Origin of the sequence: Chryseobacterium sp. T20, from assembly GCF_047345655.1 — a bacterium.
GTDB lineage: Bacteria > Bacteroidota > Bacteroidia > Flavobacteriales > Weeksellaceae > Chryseobacterium.
This window is the reverse complement of the sequence record NZ_JBLFDU010000007.1, coordinates 81,934-99,089: the sequence shown is the minus strand read 5'-3', so window position 1 is coordinate 99,089 and position 17,156 is coordinate 81,934. Positions and strand designations below refer to the sequence as shown.

Annotated in this window: 16 protein-coding genes; 11 read left to right on the top strand and 5 right to left on the bottom strand. The window is 36.6% G+C overall.

Going from position 1 to position 17,156, the window contains the following annotated elements:
• Positions 1-20: 20 nt before the first annotated feature.
• The 10 genes from ACMA47_RS16320 (at position 21) to ACMA47_RS16275 (ending at position 9,444) form a co-directional block, all read left to right on the top strand.
• Complete coding sequence (locus tag ACMA47_RS16320; RefSeq protein ID WP_034698301.1) at positions 21-1,160, top strand: acyl-CoA dehydrogenase family protein; 1,140 nt, start codon at positions 21-23, stop codon at positions 1,158-1,160.
• A 21-nt stretch (positions 1,161-1,181) separates the two neighbouring features.
• Positions 1,182-1,679, top strand: a complete 498-nt coding sequence (locus tag ACMA47_RS16315) for a DinB family protein (RefSeq protein WP_413930613.1) — start codon at positions 1,182-1,184, stop codon at positions 1,677-1,679.
• 370 nt (positions 1,680-2,049) lie between these two features.
• Entirely contained in the window at positions 2,050-4,980 is a 2,931-nt protein-coding gene (locus tag ACMA47_RS16310; RefSeq protein WP_413930612.1) for a reprolysin-like metallopeptidase, read from the top strand.
• Between the two features lie 477 nt (positions 4,981-5,457).
• Entirely contained in the window at positions 5,458-6,171 is a 714-nt protein-coding gene (locus ACMA47_RS16305; RefSeq protein ID WP_413930611.1) for a hypothetical protein, read from the top strand.
• Between the two features lie 10 nt (positions 6,172-6,181).
• Positions 6,182-6,592 (top strand): hypothetical protein, encoded by a 411-nt coding sequence (locus ACMA47_RS16300; RefSeq protein ID WP_413930610.1) that lies wholly within the window; start codon positions 6,182-6,184, stop codon positions 6,590-6,592.
• A gap of 115 nt (positions 6,593-6,707) precedes the next feature.
• The gene (locus ACMA47_RS16295; protein WP_413930609.1) at positions 6,708-7,439 is read left to right on the top strand and encodes an energy transducer TonB; all 732 of its coding nucleotides are present in this window, start codon (positions 6,708-6,710) and stop codon (positions 7,437-7,439) included.
• A gap of 104 nt (positions 7,440-7,543) precedes the next feature.
• On the top strand, positions 7,544-8,011 hold the full coding sequence (locus ACMA47_RS16290; protein WP_034694493.1) for a nucleoside triphosphate pyrophosphohydrolase family protein: 468 nt from the start codon (positions 7,544-7,546) through the stop codon (positions 8,009-8,011).
• A 3-nt stretch (positions 8,012-8,014) separates the two neighbouring features.
• Complete coding sequence (locus ACMA47_RS16285) at positions 8,015-8,578, top strand: TlpA family protein disulfide reductase (protein WP_413930608.1); 564 nt, start codon at positions 8,015-8,017, stop codon at positions 8,576-8,578.
• Between the two features lie 3 nt (positions 8,579-8,581).
• Complete coding sequence (locus tag ACMA47_RS16280) at positions 8,582-9,187, top strand: DUF4230 domain-containing protein (protein ID WP_413930607.1); 606 nt, start codon at positions 8,582-8,584, stop codon at positions 9,185-9,187.
• 71 nt (positions 9,188-9,258) lie between these two features.
• Positions 9,259-9,444, top strand: a complete 186-nt coding sequence (locus tag ACMA47_RS16275; RefSeq protein ID WP_413930606.1) for a hypothetical protein — start codon at positions 9,259-9,261, stop codon at positions 9,442-9,444.
• A 100-nt stretch (positions 9,445-9,544) separates the two neighbouring features.
• On the opposite strand, the gene leuB is transcribed toward ACMA47_RS16275, so the two are convergent.
• The 4 genes from leuB to ACMA47_RS16255 all read right to left on the bottom strand — a co-directional run bounded on the left by leuB (position 9,545) and on the right by ACMA47_RS16255 (position 14,041).
• Positions 9,545-10,669, bottom strand: coding sequence for a 3-isopropylmalate dehydrogenase (gene leuB, locus ACMA47_RS16270; RefSeq protein WP_413930605.1), 1,125 nt, complete (start codon positions 10,667-10,669; stop codon positions 9,545-9,547).
• Positions 10,650-11,258 (bottom strand): 3-isopropylmalate dehydratase small subunit, encoded by a 609-nt coding sequence (gene leuD / locus ACMA47_RS16265; RefSeq protein WP_413930604.1) that lies wholly within the window; start codon positions 11,256-11,258, stop codon positions 10,650-10,652. The genes leuB and leuD overlap by 20 nt, the downstream gene beginning before the upstream one ends.
• Before the next feature lie 201 nt (positions 11,259-11,459).
• Positions 11,460-12,848 carry a 3-isopropylmalate dehydratase large subunit gene (leuC, locus tag ACMA47_RS16260; protein ID WP_413930603.1) on the bottom strand — a complete coding sequence of 463 codons (1,389 nt, stop codon included), beginning with the start codon at positions 12,846-12,848 and terminating at the stop codon, positions 11,460-11,462.
• A 29-nt stretch (positions 12,849-12,877) separates the two neighbouring features.
• Positions 12,878-14,041 (bottom strand): 2-isopropylmalate synthase, encoded by a 1,164-nt coding sequence (locus tag ACMA47_RS16255; RefSeq protein WP_081906410.1) that lies wholly within the window; start codon positions 14,039-14,041, stop codon positions 12,878-12,880.
• Between the two features lie 148 nt (positions 14,042-14,189).
• Here ACMA47_RS16255 and ACMA47_RS16250 point away from each other — a divergent pair, with 148 nt between their 5' ends.
• A complete protein-coding gene (locus ACMA47_RS16250) occupies positions 14,190-15,734 on the top strand; it encodes a hypothetical protein (RefSeq protein WP_413930602.1) in 1,545 nt (514 codons plus the stop codon).
• A 444-nt stretch (positions 15,735-16,178) separates the two neighbouring features.
• On the opposite strand, the gene ACMA47_RS16245 is transcribed toward ACMA47_RS16250, so the two are convergent.
• Entirely contained in the window at positions 16,179-17,153 is a 975-nt protein-coding gene (locus ACMA47_RS16245; protein ID WP_413930601.1) for a dipeptidase, read from the bottom strand.
• Between the last annotated feature and the right edge of the window lie 3 nt (positions 17,154-17,156).

Below are 17,156 nucleotides of genomic sequence, written 5' to 3'. Positions count from 1 at the left end.
TGGGAACTAACTATTATTATATGAATACAGAGACTATTGACAACATCAAAATGATAGCGGAAACCGCTAGAGAATTCGCAGAAAAGAACATCAGACCGAATATTATGGAATGGGATGAAAGCCAAACGTTTCCAAAAGACTTATTCCACCAATTGGGTGAGATGGGTTTTATGGGAATTGTAGTTCCTGAACAATATGGAGGTTCCGGCTTAGGGTATCATGAGTATGTTACTATTCTGGACGAAATTTCTCAGGTTGACCCATCTATTGGTCTTTCTGTAGCAGCACACAACTCACTTTGCACCAACCATATTTATGAATTTGGAAATGAAGAACAAAGACACAAATGGCTTCCTCAGTTGGCTTCCGGAAAAGTAATCGGAGCTTGGGGACTTACAGAGCACAACACAGGTTCTGATTCAGGAGGTATGTCTACTACAGCTGTAAAAGATGGTGATGAGTGGATCATCAACGGAGCTAAAAATTTCATTACTCACGCTATTTCAGGAGATATTGCCGTAGTAATGACAAGAACAGGAGAAATAGGAGCTAAGAATAACTCTACTGCTTTTGTTTTAGAAAAAGGAATGCCTGGTTTTACTTCTGGAAAAAAAGAAAATAAACTGGGAATGCGTGCTTCTGAAACAGCAGAATTAATTTTTGATAACGTACGTGTACCGGATTCTCATCGTTTAGGAGAGGTAGGCGAAGGTTTCAAGCAGGCTATGAAAGTTTTGGACGGTGGTAGAATCTCTATTGCTGCATTAAGTTTAGGTACTGCAAGAGGAGCTTATAAAGCTGCTTTGAAATATGCAAAAGAAAGACATCAGTTTGGAAAACCTATTGCAGATTTCCAGGCAATCAACTTTATGTTAGCAGATATGGCTACAGAAATTGATGCTGCTGAACTTCTTATCCAAAGAGCATCTACGCTTAAAAATGCAAAACAAAAAATGACAAAAGAAGGAGCTATGGCTAAACTATACGCTTCTGAAGCTTGTGTAAGAATCTCAAACAATGCAGTTCAGATCTTCGGAGGATACGGATATACAAAAGACTTCCCTGCTGAAAAGTTCTATAGAGACTCTAAGCTTTGTACGATTGGAGAAGGAACTTCTGAGATCCAGAGACTGGTAATCGGAAGAGATATCACGAAATAACATTTTAAAATCCCAATACAAATGATTAAACAGGCACTTTTAGGTGAATTTCTGCATGAAGCTGAAAACACCAGAAAAATTTTACAGGCAATCCCCGATAGCGCACTGGATTGGAAACCGTCCGAAAAAAACTGGACAACCGGTCAGCTTGCCTCTCACATTGCTGAAGTATACAATTGGTACGAATCCACTTTCAATAAGGATATTTTTGATATGGGTACGTATAAGTATGACAAAGGAGATATTTCCAAAGCGGAGAATATCCTTGCAAAATTTGAAGAAAATGTTGCCAACGCACGGAAAGTTCTTGAAAACTCGGATGAAAACACTTATTTCAATGAGTGGAAAATGGAAATGGATGGAAATGTACTTTTCCCTCCTATGCCAAAGGTTCAGGTGGTAAGAGCTTTTCTTTATAATCATTTGTACCATCACAGAGGTGAGCTGGTGGTTTATCTAAGATCAACCGGAAATAAAGTTCCCGGACTTTATGGTCCTACCGCTGATGATAAAATGTAATTAAAATTAGATAAATTAAATATAGTAAGCTGTTTCATTTTGAAACAGCTTTTTTTGTAGACCAAATGAACGATACAGCAATATTTTCAAATTTAATTTAACAACATTATTCATATATAATTAAATAATCAATAAGTTGTATTGACTCTTTTTGATAAATTAATAAACAAAATACGTATATTTAATTTTTTTCAAATTAAAACACATTTCATCACTTTCACTTTTCTTTTATTAATCAGCTTTTTCAATTATACTCAATGCACTGCATAATATATTATTTACAAAGTCTAAATTTTCCTTAAAAAATTTTGTTTTTCGTAATATATTTTTTATTAGATTTGATATTCCACAATCAAATTTAATATTTAATATGAAAAAACAATTAACGCTGATTGGAATGCTCCTTATTTCGGGTATTTCTTTCGCACAGACTGACCGTCTTTGGTCTGAAGGTTCAAAAAGAACTTCATCAGAGATCTTTGCAAACAAAACCAGCATCAGCAATCCTAAGGTATACAACCTGGATATCAACGGATTGAAAAACATTCTGGCAAAAGCTCCCAAAAGACTGGCTGCAGGCGAAAAATCAGAACTCATCATCTCTTTTCCGAATTCTGAAGGCAGAATGGAAAATTTTAAAGTGAGGGAGAATTCCAATTTTGCCCCTGAGTTGGCAGCAAAATATCCGGATATCAAATCCTACGTAGGACAAGGTCTGGATGATCCTAATTCCACAGTCTATTTCAGTGTTTCTCCACTAGGACTGTCATCTATGGAAATTTATGGTGATAAATCGGCTGTTTTCATCGAGCCTTACACCAAAGATCTTTCTTCGTATGTAGTGTACAGAAAATCTGACAAAAAAGATGATCTTAACAAATTTGAATGTACCGTAGTAGATGCTGCACAGAAAGGAGTTTCCAATTCTGCTCTTGCGGCAAGACCTAATGCTGACGATGCTAAACTGAGAACATTCAGACTGGCATTATCCTGCACAGGAGAATACACCACTTATTTCGGAGGTACAAAAGCTCAGGCTTTAGCAGCAATGAATACCACCATGACCCGTGTAAACGGTGTGTTTGAAAAAGATTTCGCTGCAAGAATGGTTCTGATCGCTAACAACGACGCTGTTATCTACACCAATGCTTCTACAGACCCTTATTCTGCTGCTTCAGGAATGAGCAGCTGGAATTCTCAGTTGCAAAGCACTTTAACCTCTGTAATTGGTGAGGCCAATTATGACATCGGACACTTGTTCGGAGCTTCAGGAGGTGGAGGAAATGCAGGATGTATCGGGTGTATCTGTACAAACGGATCTAAAGGAAGCGGTTATACTTCTCCGGCAGATGCCATTCCTTCAGGAGATAATTTTGACATCGACTATGTAGCTCATGAAATGGGACATCAGTTTGGAGGAAACCACACTTTTTCTCACGGAAATGAAGGTACAGGTGTAAACGTGGAACCAGGATCAGGATCAACCATTATGGGATACGCAGGAATTACCAGCCAGGATATCCAGCCGCATTCTGATGCATTTTTCCATGCGGTAAGTATCCAACAGATTACCAATAATATTAAAGCTAAAACCTGCTCTGTTAATACCAATACAGGAAATTCCATTCCTACGGCTAGCGCAGGGTTGGATTATACCATTCCAAAAGGAACACCATTCGTACTGACAGGTACAGGAACGGATGCTGACGGAGATTCTTTAACCTACATCTGGGAACAAATGGACAGCGCTTCTTCTTCTCAGACGGGAGCAAGCTCTGCAGCAAGCGCTACAAAAGCTTCTGGACCTAACTTCAGATCATGGACTCCTACCACTGCACCTGTAAGATATTTTCCTAGAATGGCATCTGTTTTAACGGGTGCAACTACTACAGCTGGTTCTGAAATCACAGTAGAAGCCCTTTCTTCAGTAGCCAGAACATTAAACTTCAGATTTACCGTTCGTGATAACAAGGCCGGAGGTTCCGGAAATAATTCTGACGATGCGGTAATCACAGTGAATGGAACTGCAGGACCGTTTAATATTACTTCTCAGAATTCAGCGACTACTTACACAGGAGGAAGTTCTCAAACTGTAACATGGAACGTGGCAGGAACTACCGCTAACGGAGTAAATGCGGCCAATGTAGATATTCTTTGGTCTACGGACAGCGGAAATACATGGACAACTCTATTAGCAGGAACACCTAATGATGGCTCACAGGCGGTAACCATTCCAAATTCTACGACAACAACGGGAAGAATTATGGTAAAAGGATCGAACCACATTTTCTTTGATGTCAACAATGCCAACATCTCTGTCAATGCAGGTTCAGGAACTCCTGACACGGTTGCTCCTACAGCTCCTACCCTTGCTGCTTCAGGAACTACTGCTACAACCACTAACCTTTCATGGTCCGGAGCTACAGATAATGTTGGAGTTACCGGATATGATGTATACCAGGGAGCTTCATTAATTGGTTCTACAGCCTCTACTACATATACTGTAACAGGACTTTCACCAGCAACTACGTATTCTTTCTCTGTGAAAGCAAAAGATGCAGCTGGAAATGCTTCGGTGTCAAGTAATACAGTGAGTGTGACAACTCTTTCCGGAGGAACAGTTACTTATTGTTCTTCTTCGGCCTCAAATACAGCAGATGAAAGAATTGGAAATGTAACCTTTGGATCTATCAATAATACGTCTACAGGAACTGCAGGATATGAAAACTTCACTTCAGTTTCTACAAACGTTACAAGAGGAAGCGCTTACACAATTTCCATTACTCCGGTTTGGACTTCTACAAAATACAGCGAAGCTTACGCAGTTTATATTGATTACAACGGAGACGGAGATTTTACAGACAGCGGAGAACTGGCATGGACAAAAGCAGGTTCTACAACAAGTCCGGTTACAGGATCTATTACCATCCCGGCTACTGCTACTGTTGGATCTACAAGAATGAGAGTAATGATGAAGTATAGCTCAATCCCTACTTCTTCATGTGAAGCCTTCACTTACGGACAGGTAGAAGATTATACCCTTAATATTGTTTCTTCCGGAAAAGGAGATCTTCATAGTACGAAAGATCTGATCACCGATGTGAAGCTTTATCCAAACCCTGCAAGAGATATACTTTATATTTCCAATACAACTTCTGAAGATTACAAAATCTTCGATATGGGTGGAAAACTAATCGACTCAGGAAAACTACAAAGAGGATCCGTGAACGTAAGCAACCTTATCAAAGGTGCATATATGATTCAAATCGGAGAATCTTCTAAGAGATTTGTTAAAAACTAATCCCTTTACAATTAAACGATGTGAAAAAACTGCTCCTTATGGGGCAGTTTTATTTTTTTTAATGTAAAATATCATTACAATAATCAATTATAAATGAAATTAATTACATAAAAACATTTTATTTAAAACAAAATAACTATAATTCGAGTTTTTTAATTTAAATTTATCGCATAACAATATTTTATTGTGCCGTTTACCCAGATTGTATTTAAGGGAGCTCCAAAGCCGTTTTTGACGTCTCATGCAGCTGCTGCTTCTGACTCTATTTTGGCGTAAATTGATATTTCTACACTTTACTGTCAGAAAAGTGTATTATTAAAACAAATTCCAGCCTCAAAAATTCCTCTTACTGAACAGAAAATCATTATTCATCCTCATTTCAGTAATTCATTTAAGATCTTTGTAAATAATAGGATGTTTCAAAAAGGTAATTCCCTCTAGTACCTCATTATTTTAAAATAATTTAAAATTTTTTATATGAAACATTTATTTAAGTACTTCTTTTTTTTAGCCATCACTTCTCTCTCGGTTGCGTGTAGCTCTGACGATGATGAAGTAATAGACATCAATCCGGATGTGACCACTGTATTCTACAAAAATGCAGATGAACTGGCAGTAACCTATGATCCCAATAATTCGGTAAGTCAAGCCATCAAAAATCAAGCTTATGACCTATACAAAAGGGGAAAATGGAGTGAATTGGAATCACTTTTTAAGGCTAATAATCTAAATGGCGGATGGCCACCAGCCAACGGAGGTTACAATATTGTTGATGATGTTCCTTTACAGGTTGGACAGAAATTCGACAGATACAGCGGAGCGGTTGGCAACTATAACGGTACCGGAGTTCCTACATTAGGCGGAAGTTTTACAAGTCCTATTATCAATGGTTACACTTATACTTTTACCCAAAGAGCATTAAATCAACCTGAAGACAAGTACGATTTTTACTATGAAATCGATGTTTTGAATAGCTCCATGCAGTTCAAAACCCAAACCGCAGACATTATTCCTTGGTTTAGCCAGGCTGGAAAAGGAAAACAAACCATGTGGAAAATCCCTATAGACATCAATACAGGGTATCAGAAAACATGGAATAAGCTGGCGGAAGAAGGTTATATAAAAGTTACCATTAAGAAAAGTCCCAGCGGAAAATACCCTAACTTAGTAGGCACAGTTATTCAGCCATAAATCAACCCAGATGTATTCAATATCAGAAAAAATAAGCATAACCGAAAAAGCTTCTGTTGAAAAAAGCACCTTCATCAACGATGAAGCTCTTCCTTCAGCGGTAACCGCTTTCAACTGCTGCCATTGCGGAAACAAAAATACAATTACAATAATACCTTACGAATCAGGATTTCCTATTCTGCAACTGTATCATGAAGATAAAGTATTATCCAAAGATGAATTGTTAAACCACAAAATTGCCAACGGAACCTCTCAAAGAATGTTGCATTTCGGAGAATTAACAGTTAATGATTTACCTACTTTATATTTTGGCACTGATTGTACTTCCTGTCATTCAAAATACATAGGCATTTTCAGCTATGGGGAAAAGCAGCCAGGATTGATGATATTGACCATCTCCGGAGTCTGGAAATATGAGTAATTGAAATCCTATCCACATCCTATTAAAAGTCCACAAGTTTCAGATTGTGGACTTTTTTCTTACTTTAGCGAAGAAATTAATAACATTATCAATAACCAGGAAAACACGTTAATTCATGAAAAAGATTACTTTACTTCTTTTCATGCTGTTCTTCGAGTCAGCATATTCACAAAAAACACTTGACCAATATCCTGATGGCCAGTTTCCTTACCAAGGAGGTTCTATCCAATTATTCTCAGATATGCAGGACTATTTCCTGAAAAGCGGCTCAAAACCATGTGATCAGAATGAGATGTATTTTGTAAGCCTAAAGATTGATGAGAATGGTAAACCTGCTTTAGTAAAGAAAAAGAGCGATGATCTTATTATAGAAAAGAACAAATGTGCTTTTACTCTTGCTGTCAAATCTTTAGGGAGCTTAAAAAACTGGCAGCCTGCAGAGCAAAACGGACACAAAGTTGCTGCTTATTTCGATTTTCTATTCCAACCCAAGGATTTTTTTGAAAACTACAGACCCGATTACGATATTGCTAAATCATATCAGTCTGCTGCCATGCCCGGTGGAATGAAAGCATTCAGAAAAGAGGTTCTTGAAAGCTTAAGTAATTATTTGGATTGGGAAACTTACAATCCAAAAGGAACATTTCTTATATCCTTTGCAATAGATGAAAATGGAGAGATCACCAATGTAGATATTGAACCCAAAGTAGAAAACAATAAAATTCTTCTTGAGGATGTAAAATTTGCTCTGAAAAAAATAAAAGGAAAGTGGACTCCGGCAAAAACTAAGGGAACACCAGTAAAATCATGGTTCAGAATGCCTATTAACTTTAATTCACGGGAGTAAAATAAAAATATTAAGTAACCTGCGCTTTTGGGTCTCGTATTTTACTCCTGTACATTTCACATTTTACAAATCCTTTTCTATCTTTGTGGGAAATAAAAAAATTCATGGATAAAATTGATAGTCTGAACCAAGTAGCAGAATTCCATACTACTTTCAAAGCCCCTATTTTAGATACCCCACAAATTCCTTCTCCGGAAAGATGCAATCTGAGAGTAGAACTTTTACAGGAAGAATTAAACGAACTGAAGCAGGCGATTGCTGACAATAATATTGTAGAAATTGCTGATGCATTGTGTGATCTTCAGTATGTTTTGAGTGGTGCGGTACTGGAATTCGGACTTGGCAACAAATTTGTAGAGCTATTCAACGAAGTTCAGCGCTCCAATATGTCGAAGGCATGTGATAATGAAGAACAAGCAAAGGAAACTGTTGAATTTTACAAAGAGAAGGAAGTAGAATCTTTTTATGAAAAGTCTGGAGAAAAATTCAATGTTTACAGACAGGCAGATCATAAAGTATTGAAAAACAAATACTACTCTCCTGCTGATTTAAAATCAATTATCGAAAAATAAAATATGAAAAAATTTATTACCAATATTGTTGCCTTTTCAGTTCTGTTCTTAGCTACACAACAGCTTACTGCACAAAAAGTAGTAGTAAACCGTGAAGTTGAAACTACGAAAGATGGCAAAATGCTTTTGGGAAACCAACTGAAAGAGCAGTTTTTAAAAGCTCCTTATGCAGATTGGTATGTAAAAGAACATGATGAATATGCTCTTGACCAAAAAGCAGTCAGTGAATTAAAAAAAGAGAAAATCGGTACTTATGATATTATTGTTTTCATGGGAACCTGGTGTGAAGACAGCCACAGAGATTTTCCAAGACTGATGAAAATATTGGAAGCCGTAGGTTATCCTGAAAATAAATTGAATATTATTGCTGTTAACCGTAAGAAAGAATCTCCTACCGGAGACGAAAGTCTTTACAATCTTCAGAAAGTTCCTACCATTATCCTGAAAAGATATGGAAAAGAAGTAGGTAGAATTATAGAAATGCCTACCACAGGATATATTGAAAGGGATTTGGTTCAAATTCTTAAAAAGAACGATTCATCTGTCATCAAAGAAATTTTTAAATAGATTTTGAGAAATTATAGAACAATATTATCCTTTGCTGCCGGTGCCGGTGCGATGGTGCTGCTGTTTTTGGGTCTGAAATCCTGCCTGAACCTAGGAAATAAAACTGAGAAATCGGATTATTATATCCTGACCAATCAGATTTCCAAGATGAATAAGATGGTAGTGATGGAACAGAATACATCCAGCATGCAGAAAACCAAAATGGGTTATGAAGTTTTTGGGAAAAAAATTTCCAGCAATAGCATTATTACGTATACCAAGACCAATGCGCAGGTTTCTTATGATCTTAACAAAATGAAGATCGAAGTAGATTCCATCAATAAAAAGCTTATTATTACCGAGCTTCCTGATGCTGAGATCAGAATAACTCCAAGTGTTGAAATCCAATCTCTTGATGATTCTTTTATTAACAGGATTTCGGAAAAAGACATTAAAAATGTTACTGCTAAAGCTAAAGAAACGGCAGAAAAATCAATCGATCAGAATCAGTTGAGAACCGAAGGCCGTAAACAGCTGATGGAAAATCTGAATAATGTTTTCGTTCTTGCGAAGGCTTTGAATTATGAAATAGAAGATAAAACCGGAAAAATTGGTATTCTGGGACTTTAGGAAAAATATTTCTGTTTGGCAAACCCTTTGAATGATACTATCCATATTGTTGACATTTAAAAATCAAAGTCATGGATAAAAAAGGAAAAACCAATAAGAAAGAATCTGCCAATACCGCAGAAACCCAAAAGCAAAATCAGGATTTCCAGAATATTCCTGCAGCATCCAAAAAGACCAATCCACCTGATATTGATAAAGAAGATATTCAGAAGTCTTCCAAAAATAAGACAGGAAAAACGGATAATACAAAGGAATAAAAAGAGCTGTTAAGGCTTATTGATCACTAAAAAAAACGAAAAGTTCCGTCTCATACGAGGCGGAACTTTTCTTTCTAACTATCTAACTGAACTTTTGTTTCTATACAATGGTAGATTTTCCGATCTTGATATTTTCAAAATTGTAATATGACTTTTCGGAATATCTGATATGATCTGCAATAAAACTTCCCACTTCACTTGTTGAGTAATATTGTTTGGTATTAAGATCAATGGTAACATACTTATTTTCAATAGCATGTTCCACAGATTGTCTTAATTTATCTGCTGCAGCCTTTAAATTAAGATGATCCAGCATCATCGCTACACTTAAAATAGAAGCAATAGGATTAGCAATTCCTTTTCCTTTAGCTTGTGGATAAGACCCATGAATAGGCTCAAACAAAGCATTCTTCTCTCCTACTGAGGCAGATGGCAGCAATCCGATAGAACCTCCAATCACACTTGCTTCATCGGAAATAATATCACCAAACATATTTTCCGTTACAATAACATCAAAATGCTTAGGATTAAGAATCAGCTGCATAGCCGCATTATCTACAAACATGTAATCAAGCTGTACATCCGGATATTCAGGAGCTATTTCCTGACAGGTCTTTCTCCACAATCTTGAAGTATCCAGAACATTGGCTTTATCAATAAGGGTAAGTTTTTTCTTTCTTTTCTGAGCTTCCTGGAAGGCCATATGCGCAATCGGAATAATATCTTCACGGCTGTATTTGCAAATATCATAAGCATAAGCTCCTTCCGGATCTGTAAATTTTTCACCGAAATAAATCCCGCTTACCAATTCTCTGAAGATCTGGATATCTGCTCCTTCAATAATTTCTCTTTTCAGTGGACTTTTATCAATAAGAGAAGCATACGTTTTCAAAGGGCGGATATTAGCAAATAATCCCAATTCTTTACGAAGTTTCAATAACCCCTGCTCCGGTCTTACTTTTGCTTCCGGATTGTTATCAAAAACCGGATCACCAATAGCTCCGAAAAGCACAGCATCAGATTCTTTACAGATTTTTAAGGTCTCTTCAGGCAAAGGATTTCCTGTCTTAAAAATAGCTTCCGCACCAATTAATCCATAGTCAAAATGGAATTTACATTGAAACGCTTCAGCAATAACATCCAATATTTTAATGCTTTCACTGATGATTTCCGGGCCAATCCCGTCTCCGGGAAGAACCGCAATTTTAAAATAATTGTCGCTCATTTGCTTTTTGTGTTTTTAATTCAAATTCTGTGATCGTCTGCTTTCTGCTGATTAAAAAATCAATATCGTCATAGCCATTTAGCAGGCATATTTTTTTGTAAGAATCAATTTCAAAGGTTTCCGTGGTGTCTTTAAAGCTGATGGACTGTAATTCCACATCAATAGCAATTTCATTATCAGGATTTTCATTGATACCTTCTAAGATTTCTTTTAAAAACTCTTCGGAAACCTTTACAGGAAGAAGTCCGTTATTCAGGGCATTTCCTTTAAAGATATCAGCAAAATAACTGGAAACAATTACTTTAAAGCCATAATCTGTCAAAGACCAGGCTGCGTGTTCACGGCTGCTTCCACAACCGAAGTTATTTCCTGCCACTAAAATTTCACCTTCGAATTTAGGATTGTTTAAAACAAAGTCCGGATTCGGTTCTCCTGTATGAATATTGAACCTCCAGTCTCTGAACAGATTTTCTCCGAAGCCTTTTCTGTCTATACTTTTCAGGAATCTTGCCGGAATAATCTGGTCTGTATCTATATTTTCTGCCGGCAGTGGAACTGCGCGGGATTTTAAAACAACTAATTTTTGCATTTATTCTATATTGTTTAGACTTAGAACCACAAAAGGCACAAAAGTTTTCTTTTTTACTTTTCAATTTACTTAACTGAAGTTCACATAAGAATGAAAATCAAAGATTTTCAAAAAGCTTAAGTGTTCTTTTTCTACAAGCAAATGGAATCTTCTTCTTACTTAAGTGTTATCATCTTTTGTGTCTTTGTGGTTAAATTCTTTTTAGTTTACACTTTCAAAAGCTGAAATTTTACCTTCTATTGCTGCTTTTGCTGCGGTAAGCGGACTGGCAAGAATTGTTCTTGAACCTTGTCCCTGTCTGCCTTCAAAGTTTCTGTTGGAAGTGGAAACACAATATTCTCCTTCAGGAATTTTATCATCATTCATCGCCAGACATGCTGAACATCCCGGCTGACGGATCTGAAATCCTGCATCATTGAATATTTTATCCAAACCTTCCTCATAAATCTGTTTTACTACCTGTTGAGATCCGGGAACAATGAGTGCTTTTACCGCTTCCGACTTACTTTTCCCTTTAATATACTGAGCTGCAGAACGGAAATCTTCTATCCTTGCATTGGTACAACTTCCTATGAAAACATAATTAACCTTAATACTGTTAACTGCCTGTCCGGCTTCCAGTCCCATATATTTCAATGCCTTCTCCTCCGATTCATTTTGCGGTACCGGAATCACTTCGCGGATTGAAATCCCCATTCCCGGATTTGTACCATATGTAATCATTGGGTAAATATCTGAAGCATCAAAGCTGAGTTCTTCATCAAAAACTGCTCCTTCGTCTGTTTTCAAAGTTTTCCAATACGCTACTTTTTCAGTCCAGTCTTCTCCTTCAGGGGCGAATTTTCTTCCCTGTACATATTCAAAAGTGGTTTCATCAGGAGCAATCATTCCTCCTCTGGCGCCCATTTCAATGCTCATGTTGCAGACTGTCATTCTTCCTTCCATAGACATTTCTTCAAATACATTTCCTGCATACTCACAGAAATATCCTGTTCCTCCGTCTGTTCCTATCTTTGAAATGATATAAAGAATAACATCTTTAGGCTGAACATTTTCATTCAGTTTACCATTGACTGTAATTCTCATTGATTTTGGTTTGTTCAGCAATAAACACTGGCTGGCAAATACCTGAGCCACCTGACTGGTTCCAATCCCAAAAGCAATAGATCCAAATGCTCCATGCGTAGAGGTATGGCTGTCACCACACACAATACTCATTCCCGGCTGGGTAATTCCCAATTCCGGAGCGATAATGTGAACAATTCCCTGATATGGGTGTCCCAATCCGAAAAGTTCAATATTATTTTTCTTACAGTTTTCCGTAAGCTGCTCTACCTGATTTCTTGAAAGTTCATCTTTAATAGGCTGCTCCTGATGTAAAGTAGGTACGTTGTGATCCGCAGTAGCTACAATCTGTTCCGGTCTGAATATCTCCAGATTTCTGGATTCAAGTTCCGCAAAAGCCTGAGGGCTGGTTACCTCATGAATAAGATGTTTGTCTATATAAATGATCTGAGGTCCGTCAGGAATGGTTTCTACCACGTGAGCGTCCCAAACTTTATCAAAAAGTGTCTTTTTATTATTCTTCATTGTTTACTTTATCTTGATTTAAATCAAACCTATCCTATTTTTCTACTGAAAGAATCCATCATCAGGCTCAGATCATCATTTCCTATTTCTTTTTTAAGGTCAGCAATTTTCAAAAATTCCTGATACAAATAATCAAGTTCATTTTTGGTCACCTCAAAGCCAATATGTTTGAAACGGTAGGCCAATGCTGAACGTCCGCTTCTTGCTGTAAGAATAATGGAAGAGGCATTCACACCTACTTCTGCAGGATCAATGATTTCATATGTTTCTCTGTTTTTAATCACCCCATCCTGATGAATTCCTGAACTGTGAGCAAAGGCGTTAGCTCCTACGATGGCTTTGTTTGGCTGTACAGACATTCCCATCAGGTCAGACACCATCACACTCATTTCATTTAACATTCTGGAATTCACATCGGTATGCAGATTCAAGTCTTTATGTTGTTTCAAAATCATGACGACTTCTTCCAACGCTGTATTCCCTGCTCTTTCTCCCAATCCGTTGATCGTGCATTCAATCTGACGTGCTCCGTTGATCGCTCCGGCAATAGAATTGGCAGTTGCCAGTCCAAGATCATTATGACAATGGCATGAAAGCACTGCTTTTTCAATTCCTTTTACGTTTTCTCTCAGATATTTTATTTTCTGACCATACTCTTCCGGTAAGCAATATCCTGTGGTATCAGGAATATTAAGAACAGTGGCTCCTGCTTTGATCACGGCTTCACAAACTCTTGCCAGATACTCATTATCTGTTCTTCCGGCATCTTCAGCATAAAATTCTACGTCCTCCACATAGGTTTTCGCATATCTTACTGCATCAGCGGCTCTTTCAATAATATCTTCTCTTGTGGAGTTGAATTTGTATTTAATATGAGAATCAGAAGTTCCGATTCCTGTATGAATTCTTGGTTTCTTTGCCAACTTCAGTGCTTCTGCTGCTACATCAATATCTTTTTTGTTCGCTCTTGTGAGTCCGCAAACCTTCGCATTTTTCACCAGTTTTGAAATTTCTGAAACCGATTCAAAATCTCCGGGGCTGGAAATTGGGAATCCTGCCTCGATAATATCAATCCCTAATTCATCAAGCCTTTCAGCAATAATCAGTTTTTGTTCCGTATTCAGTTTGCATCCCGGAACCTGTTCCCCATCTCTCAGTGTCGTATCAAAAATTTCGATTTTTTCGGAATTCATAAGTGAAGTTTTTTACTTAATTTTGGCTCAAAACTACAGCTTGCGATATTTTTTTATTTTCATTTTTTCTGAAAATTACAATATTCAACAGCTCGAAAAACAATTGTATTTACTTATTAATCAATAATTTAATTCCTTAAAATTTACAATGGCAGAATTGCAGAAAGATTTTTTGTTTGTATTGGTAAAGTCATTGACCACCTCTGAAAAAAGACAGTTTAAGTTATATGTTAACCGTCTCGGAATTAATGTAGATGCCAAATTTCTATTGTTATTTTCTGAGATGGACAAGATGAAGGAATATGATGAAAGCATTATTATTGAGAAAAAAATCTCAACAAAACAGCAGCTTTCCAATCTTAAGGCCCATCTTTACAAACAGATTCTGGTAAGTCTCCGGATGAACCCGAGCCATCAGAATTATAGAATCCAGCTTCGTGAACAATTGGATTTTGCCAATATACTATATCAGAAAGGGCTTTATAAGCAGGCTTTAAAGATATTGGACAAGACCAAGCAGACGGCATTGGAACTGGATGAAAAAAGTATTGCTTCAGAGATCATAGATCTTGAAAAAGTAATTGAATCCCAATTCATTACACGAAGTATTGAAGGCCGTGCCGAGGAGCTTATCAAGCAGTCTCAGGAGATCAGTAAACAAAACCGTTATACAACGAAATTATCCAATCTTTCGCTGAAATTATACAGTGAGATGCTTACTCATGGCTACGTAAAAAATGATGCAGACCGACAGGAAGTGCTGGACGTTTTTAACTCCGAGATTAAAAATATCAACCCTGAGAAACTGAATTTCACCGAGAAATTGTGGTATTACAAAGCCCATGTCTGGAAAAACCAACTTCTACAGGATTATAAATATACGTTGAAATATGCCTATCAATGGGTAGATCTTTTTCACAAAAAACCGGAAATGATCTACAGCCATCCTGTATGGTATATTAAAGGGAATACCTATCTGTTGAAAATCCTGTTTTTGTATGGAAATATTGATATTCTGGAGGAACATTTCCAGAATTTTAATACAATGGTACATGCGGAGAATTTTGTTCAGAATGAAAACCTTCAGTCACTTATTTTCCTTACGCATTACAATACGCTGATGAATATTCATTTCGTAAAAGGGGAATTCTTTACAGGAACCAAACTTATTCCTGAAGTGGAATTAAAAATGGAAAAGCTTAGAGAAAGGATTGATGAGCACCATTTCATGATTCTTTATCTTAAAATGGCTGCCATGTTTTTCGGCAGTAAAATGTTTGAAAAGTCCATTGAATATTCTATGAGGGTTATAGAATCCAAAGGAAATGTACAGGAAGATTTATTATTTCATACGCGAATTCTGATCTTAATGGCAAAATACGAGTCTGGAAATGACGAAGACTATGATGAATTCATCGCCTCTACATTGAAGTTTGCAAAAAAAATGAAGAAGCCGGAAGAATTCCATTTTGAAAGCATTCAGTTTTTTAAGAACCTGAATAATCAGGTGCCGGATCAGAGGCAGAAAGCCTTTGAAACCTTTGATAAAAAGCTGGAAGAATATTCCAATAACGAATATTATAGACGTTCATTATTCTATATTGATATTCATGGATGGATTAAATCTAAAGTTCAGAATGTGGATGTAATTGAAATTATCAAGCAGAAAGTAAAGTATAAAAGAAAACATTAATTAAAATTACACAAAATACTATATTTAAATATTTTAATACATTTTATTTAATGTAAAATTGAATGTCAAAAATAATTAATTTCTTAAAAAAATAATCTCTCGCAGACTGAGCTGATTTCGCGGATCAACATAAAAAATCTGCTTCATTTGTTCAATCTGCGAGAGAATAAATTTATCTAAAATTGTAAAACGCAATATTTTAATTTCATTACTTTCCGATAAGAAGTATAAATAACATTGAAAATATTAATATTTACGGCATGTATTAACAGGTCGCTCCTCTGGAGCTTTATTTTACGAGGGCTTCATTTTTTTCTATTAACAGTAAATCCCGATGGGATTAAAAATCCAGCTCCGATAGGAGCTAACGGTTAATAGGATATATTTGTTTTAAAATGATAGCTCCGTGTTAATTATGCTTTGATTTAATCAGACAAAGTGGTTTTATTTGTACAGATTTTCTATAAAATTCAATGCATTTTTATGAGTGATCTTTTCAACCAGCTCTGATGAAAAGCGTTCTTCAATTTCTTTATTGATGGCAGGATATCCAGAGGCGTTGGAATGCTCCGGGAAGAAAAAAGGATGACGGGATTTGTCCGGATGATCCTTCCAATAGAAATAATCTGCTCCATAAGCCATGCAGTCTTCTCCTCCAAGATCCAAACCATACTGAATATGTTCGTACAGTCTTTCCGGCTGTTCAATATCCACATAATCTTTGATAAAATTAAGACCGATTAAGCCTTTTCTGTTGATGACTTCCTTTGCCAGTTCATCCGGAAGGTTTCTGTTATTCTTATAAACAGATCGGTAGTTGGAATGGCTCGCAAGAATAGGAATTGAGTAATTTCTCTGATCGATATAGGTAAAAATATCATAGGCTAGCTGGTCACTTGTATGAGCCAAATCGATGGCAATCTTGCGGTCAGCAATATAATCGATCAAAACTTTTCCATCGTCCTTTAAGCCGGCTGTGGCATTATTCCCTCCTCCAAAACGATTTTCCAGATGATGGGTAATTCCGATATAAAAAACTTTCTGTGTATTTTCAATAATGGTTTCCAGATTTTTGAACCCGGATTCCAGACTTTGGTCTTCATCACAGAAAGCAGAGGCATTCTCTATAGAAGCAATAACTCCTACCCGATTTTTATGCTCCAAATCATTGTAATTGCCATTATTAAAAAGGAAAAAGTTATCATTTTGAATCAATTTTGAAAATAATTTACTTTGTTCTAGACCATGAACTGTACTATTCGCTCCTGTTCCTGCGTATATAGCCATCACCTGAAGTTTTACATTTCCTTCCTGTAAATAAGGTAGTGAACATCCAATTTCTTTATCATCAATATCGGCATCGGATCCTAGCAGATAATATAATAAATCGCAGTGCAGATCGACATTTATAGCATTCATATT